The organism is Paraburkholderia sp. (assembly GCF_034668105.1).
Classification (GTDB): domain Bacteria; phylum Pseudomonadota; class Gammaproteobacteria; order Burkholderiales; family Burkholderiaceae; genus Paraburkholderia.
This window is the reverse complement of sequence record NZ_JAXDPY010000541.1, coordinates 1-4,903: the sequence shown is the minus strand read 5'-3', so window position 1 is coordinate 4,903 and position 4,903 is coordinate 1. Positions and strand designations below refer to the sequence as shown.

Annotated in this window: 5 protein-coding genes and 1 pseudogene; 1 reads left to right on the top strand and 5 read right to left on the bottom strand. The window is 63.6% G+C overall.

Annotated elements, in window-relative coordinates; genetic code table 11:
* Window positions 1-77, top strand: a pseudogene (locus QOC89_RS24015) (DUF1488 domain-containing protein); the annotation flags it as partial.
* A gap of 83 nt (window positions 78-160) precedes the next feature.
* Here the strand turns inward: QOC89_RS24015 and QOC89_RS24010 are convergent.
* The 5 genes from QOC89_RS24010 to QOC89_RS23990 all read right to left on the bottom strand — a co-directional run.
* Entirely contained in the window at window positions 161-703 is a 543-nt protein-coding gene (locus QOC89_RS24010) for a cytochrome b (RefSeq protein WP_323047297.1), read from the bottom strand.
* A 179-nt stretch (window positions 704-882) separates the two neighbouring features.
* Window positions 883-2,184, bottom strand: coding sequence for an NCS2 family permease (locus QOC89_RS24005; RefSeq protein ID WP_323047296.1), 1,302 nt, complete (start codon window positions 2,182-2,184; stop codon window positions 883-885).
* A 551-nt stretch (window positions 2,185-2,735) separates the two neighbouring features.
* Entirely contained in the window at window positions 2,736-2,993 is a 258-nt protein-coding gene (locus QOC89_RS24000) for a DUF4148 domain-containing protein (RefSeq protein ID WP_323047295.1), read from the bottom strand.
* 138 nt (window positions 2,994-3,131) lie between these two features.
* Window positions 3,132-3,905, bottom strand: coding sequence for a slipin family protein (locus QOC89_RS23995; RefSeq protein WP_179741054.1), 774 nt, complete (start codon window positions 3,903-3,905; stop codon window positions 3,132-3,134).
* Window positions 3,902-4,903, bottom strand: a 1,002-nt coding sequence (locus QOC89_RS23990; protein WP_323047294.1) for an NfeD family protein, incomplete at its 5' end; no start/stop codon positions are given. The genes QOC89_RS23995 and QOC89_RS23990, both read right to left, overlap by 4 nt.

Here is a 4,903-nt window from a genome sequence, read left to right as displayed (position 1 = left end):
TATCGGAAACGCGGGCGCAATGTCTGGTGCTGAGGAGCGGCTACGTGCGTTTCTATGAAGCGAACTGGCGCAACTGAGCGAAGCCGCGCCGCGTAAGTCGAGTTTTGCTACTCCGCGCGGCGATGTGTTCCAGCTGCTGTGGCACAAGACCGGGAGCGGATCAAACCATCCGCCGCAGCGTCCGGTCCTTGAACACCACATGATGCGCAATCGCCGCCAGCGCATGCAATCCGATCACCCAGTAAAACGCATTGCCAAGCCACACATGTGCGGTCTTGAGCAACGGCCGCGCAATCGGATCCGCGCCGAGCAGCGTGTAATTGAAATCGATCCAGGCCAGCGTCACCGGATGTCCGCCGGCATTGGTCATCAGGATGCCGAGCAGCGGCTGCGCGAAGATAAAGACGTACAACGCGAGATGCGCGGCCCGCGCCAGAAACGCGAGCACGCGATTGCCTTCGATTTCCGCGGGCGCGCCGGCCCACAGCCGCCATAGCAGGCGCAGGACCGCCAATCCCAGCACGAGAGTGCCGGCCCAGAAATGCACGCTGCTCCAGAAAGCCCGGCTGTCGGAGCCTTTGGGCCCGCGTATTTCGATTGCCAGATAGGCGAGTGCGACCAGCAGAAAGATCGCCCAGTGAAAGAAGATGGCGGGCCTCGAGTAGCGGGCCGAGGTGCGGTCCGCGGCGCGGTGGTAGGACATGCAGGGAACTCCTGTGACCAGTTCGTTGGATTTTATCAATCATCAGATGATAAAGGGTGCCCGACCCGAACGGGCACCTTCAATAAAACGATGGTTGATCCAGACTGAACCACAACCCATCACAGGTCCCCTGCCGCGATGCTTTGCGGCAGGCTTCGCCGCGTTGCACGGCGCCGCGCTTATTCGCTCCCGAGGTAAAAATACCGGAACAGGAAAATCGCCGCGATGATCCACACCACCAGCTTCACTTTGCGCGCCTGTCCGGTCAGCAGTTTCAGGCCGGCATACGAGATGAAACCGAACGCGACGCCATTGGCGATCGAGTAGGTGAACGGCATCAGCAGGGCGGTCAGGGCGGCCGGCACGACTTCGGTGGCGTCGTCCCACGGCAGGTCGAGCATTTCGCGCAGCATCAGGCACGACACGTACAGCAGCGCCGGCGCCGTCGCGTAGCCGGGCACCACGCCGGCCAGCGGCGCGAAAAACAGCGCCGCGAGGAACAGGATGGCGACGGTGATCGCCGTCACTCCGGTGCGGCCGCCGGCCTGCACGCCCGACGCGCTTTCGATATACGCCGTGGTCGACGAGGTACCCAGCATCGAGCCGGCCAGAATCGCCGTGCTGTCGGCGAGCAACGCCCGGTTCAGCCGATGCATCTTGCCCTCGACCAGCAGCCCGGCGCGATTGGCCACGCCCATCAGCGTGCCGGTCGCATCGAACAGTTCGACGAGGAAGAACACCAGGATCACGTTCAGCACCCCGCCGGAGAGCGCGCCGCGAATGTCGAGCTGGAACAGTGTCGGTGCAATGGACGGCGGCGCGGAGACGATGCCGTGGAACTGATTGCCGCCGAAGAAAAAGCTCAGCACCGTCACGCCGACAATGCCGATCAGGATCGCACCGCGCACCCGCAGATAGTCGAGCGTGACGATCGCAAAGAAGCCGATCACCGCGAGGATCACATGCGGGTTGTGCAGATCGCCGAGCGTGACGAGCGTGGCTGGATTGCCGACCACCACACCGGCCGACTTCAGCGAAATGATCGCGAGAAACAGGCCGATGCCGCCGGTGATCGCGATGCGGATCGAATGCGGAATGCCGTTCACGATGACCTCACGCACACGAAACAGCGTGACGATCAGGAACAGGCAGCCGGAGATGAACACCGCGCCGAGCGCGGCCTGCCACGTGAAACCCATGCCTTTCACAACGGTGTAGGCGAAATAGGCGTTCAGGCCCATGCCCGGCGCGAGCGCGATCGGGTAGTTCGCGTAGAGGCCCATGATCAGCGAGGCCAGCGCGGCCACGATGCAGGTGGCGACGAACACCGCGTCTTTCGGCATGCCGGCGTCGCCGAGAATCGCCGGGTTGACGAAGATGATGTAGGCCATCGTCAGGAATGTGGTCAGCCCGGCGAGCACCTCGGTGCGCAGGTTGGTGCCGGCGGCTTCGAAGCCGAAGTATCGTTTTATGGAGTCCATGAGGCGGGTCTCTCGTTGTTCAAAAAGCGTTTCTTGTGGTTGATACGGGCAATGCGCAGCAAACCGGCGGCCGACTGGTCCATCCCGTTGCGCACGATACCGAATGGTATGGCACCGATGCGCCGCGCAGCCAGGCCTGCGGGCGGATTGTAATCACGATTGACGGCGGCGCCCCTATTGCGTCACCGGGAGTGTTCCCACTCCCGCACCTCTTTGAGGTACCTAAAGCCGGCGAAGCCTGGCTGACGGGGCGAGATGATACCTTGCCAGCGCGCGGGGCGGCGCGGCAAGCGAATTTACGATGTGGCGGCTGGAGACGGTGGTTGGTTGCGGGGAAACGCCAAGCGGGAGAGCCGGGTGGGATAGCGCGGCTTGAAACGATTCGGGCAGAAGCTAACCGCGCAAATCCGTGCGGAAACCAGGCGGCGGATGACTGATGCGCGACTGATCCGCAGACGCGCAAGGCATGCAGAACCCACGTCGCCGGCGACCCTTGCGGTCGCGGGCGGCCCGGCATGCCGCTTCAGGACAACGATGAGACTGCTTGCTGCTTACTGCGTCGTGCTCCCGCCCGCTTGCTGCGCCCGCCGGGCGGCGACAATGCGGCCCGCGCGTTGTGCATTCTCCGGATAGTCGATCCAGTCGAGCGGATCGTAGCCGGCGGCGCGCCACTCGGCCAGATCGGCTTTCACCTGAGCGCGCGTTTTCGGCCCGGACGGGTCGTAAGGCCGCGAGGTCTGCGCAAACGCGCTGTTCATGCCAACGGCGGCCAGCAGCGCGCCGAGTGCAACGAGAGAAGCGATTTTCATGATGAGCTCCCATGGAGCGGTTAAAAACGACCCGGCATTTTAATTTTCGTCAGCCTTTCGAGTAAGGCGGTTGAAGGTAATGCACCGTTTCATCCAGCGATTCAATGCGGCCCCGTTGACCCCGTGCGCGATCCCGATTCAGGAGGGCGACGGTTTGCTGAAGCGATCCAGCACCGCGCTCAGCAGATCGATCGGCAGCGGAAACACGATCGTCGAATTCTTGTCGGCGGCAATCGTCGTGAGGGTTTGCAGGTAACGCAACTGCATGGCTTGCGGCTGCTTCGCGAGCGTTTGTGCCGCCTCCAGCAGATGCTGCGAGGCTTGCAATTCACCTTCCGCATGAATCACCTTGGCGCGCCGTTCGCGCTCGGCTTCGGCCTGACGGGCAATGGCGCGGATCATCGTTTCGTTGATGTCGACATGCTTGATCTCGACGATCGACACCTTGATGCCCCACGCGTCCGTTTGCGCGTCGAGCACCTTCTGAATATCGGCGTTCAGTTGTTCGCGATCCGCCAGCAGTTCATCGAGTTCGTGCTTGCCGAGCACCGCGCGCAGCGTGGTTTGCGAGAGCTGGCTGGTCGCCTCGAAATAACGCGCCACCTGAATCACGGCTTTCTCCGGATCGACGACGCGGAAGTACACCACCGCGTTGACCTTCACTGAAACGTTGTCGCGCGTGATCACGTCTTGTGGCGGCACGTCGAACACCACGGTGCGCAAATCCATGCGCACCGCCTGTTGCACGATTGGGATGATCAGAACGAGGCCCGGCCCCTTGACCTTCCAGAAGCGCCCGAGCATGAACACCACGCCGCGTTCGTACTCGCGAAAAATCCGTATCGATGAAGCAATCAGCGCGATCACCAGCAATATCAGAATGCTGCTGAAGCCGAATGTGAAACCGATCATGAGCGTTCTCCTTGTTGTCGTGCTTCCGCGGGCACCACGGTCAGCGTCAGTCCGCGGCGCGCCGTGACGCGCACTGCGTGACCGGCCGCGACCGGGGCCGAGCTGGACACCCGCCAGCGTTCACCCTGCACCTGCGCCCAGCCGGCCAGCGTGCCGCCCGCTGTGGCGTCGGCGGTTGCGTCGGCTGTTGCTGCGGCTGTCGTGTCCGCCGTCGCATTCCCCGGCAGCAGGCCAGCTTCAGGTAGCAGGCCCCCGTCGAGCACGACGCCGACACTGCCGATCAGCCCTTCCGAACCGGTCACCACCGGCCGGCGCCGTGCCCGCAACGCGAGCCGCGAGACGCCGAACACAAACGCGACGCTGAACACGACCACGGCCGCGATCAGGGGCAGCGGAATGCCATAGCCGGGCACGTCGGTATCGATCAGCATCAGCGCGCCGATCACGAACGCGGCCACTCCGCCGAAGCCGAGCGAGCCGAACGTCGGCAGAAACGCCTCGCCGATCAGGAAGGCGATGCCGAGAAAGATCAGGCCGAGTCCGACGTAATTGACCGGCAGCATCTGCATCGCGAAGAGCCCCATCAGCAGACTGATGGCGCCGACTACGCCCGGCAGCACGAAGCCCGGATTGGCGAACTCGAAGAACAGGCCGTACATGCCGATCATCAGCAGAACCAGCGCGACGTTCGGGTCGGTGATGACCGCGAGGAACTGGCTGCGCCAGTCGGCTTCGAGCGTGACCACCGCTGCGTTGGCGGTGCTGAGTTTGACGTCGCCGTGGCTCGTGCTGATCGTGCGGCCGTCCACCTGGCGCAACAGGTCGGGAATGTCGCGCGCGTTCAGATCGACCACGTGCTGCGCGAGGGCTTCGCTCGCCGACAGGCTGACGGCTTCGCGTACCGCGCGTTCGGCCCAGTCGGCGTTGCGTTTGCGCATTTGCGCGAGGCCGCGGATGTAGGCGGCCGCGTCGTGGACCTGCTTGCGCAGCTCGGTGGA